General features: G+C 67.8%; 1 protein-coding gene. It reads left to right on the top strand.

The features are described 5' to 3' along the window. The first annotated feature begins 235 nt into the window (after positions 1-235). Complete coding sequence (locus IAE58_RS19870) at positions 236-685, top strand: DUF2147 domain-containing protein (RefSeq protein WP_108750662.1); 450 nt, start codon at positions 236-238, stop codon at positions 683-685. Positions 686-768 lie beyond the last annotated feature (83 nt).

The following is a 768-nucleotide window of genomic DNA, read 5'->3' as shown; positions in this document are numbered from 1 at the left end:
GCCGCATGGATGCGGCGACCAAGGCTACATGGACGTACTTGCGCCGTCCCCGCAAACCGACAGTGCCCCGCCATCCCACGGAACACCGCTCTTGATCTTGCTTCGGCTTCGGCTTCGGCTTCGGCAGGTGCAGGGCGCAGCCCTGCAAAGCCCTCCCTCTTCCCCATACCCACCCGAATGGGTATACAGTCGCCCTGTACCGGCATCGTGCCGGAATGAACCCTGGGAGGGGACCATGCGCAAGACCTTCAAGACCCTGCTGCTGGCACTGCCGCTGTGCCTGGCCGCGCTCTCGGCGCAGGCCGCCGACAGCGCCGCCGGCCGCTGGAAGACCATCGACGACAAGACCGGCAAGGTGAAGTCGATCGTCGAGATCACCCAGGCCGCCAACGGCACGCTGTCCGGCAAGGTGGTCGACATCCTGCATTCGGACAAGGGCCCCAACCCGGTCTGCGATGGCTGCGAAGGCGCCAACAAGAACAAGCCGGTGAAGGGCATGACCATCCTGTGGAACCTGTCGCAGGACAAGGGCAGCCACAGCAAGTGGTCCGGCGGCACCATCCTGGACCCGGCCAACGGCAAGACCTACAAGTCCAAGATCGAACTGCAGCCCGGCGGCGGCAAGCTGGACGTGTCCGGCTGCATCGCGTTCATCTGCCGCGCGCAGACCTGGGTGCGCGAGTAACCCGCCCCACCCCGCGCAGCACCCCGTGGCCCCGGCCCCGCCCGGGGCCCGCGGGTGGGGGGGGGGGGGTTATGGGGGTGGCC

Origin of the sequence: Stenotrophomonas sp. S49, assembly GCF_016624905.1 — a bacterium.
In the GTDB taxonomy this organism is placed as follows: Bacteria; Pseudomonadota; Gammaproteobacteria; order Xanthomonadales; family Xanthomonadaceae; genus Stenotrophomonas.
The sequence above is the reverse complement of the archived record's forward strand: the minus strand, read 5'-3'. Positions and strand labels throughout refer to the sequence as shown.

What these genes read in the sequence shown, in the direction of transcription:
- IAE58_RS19870 (WP_108750662.1), top strand. Translation starts at nt 236, where the DNA reads ATGCGCAAGACCTTCAAGACCCTGCTGCTGGCACTGCCGCTGTGCCTG.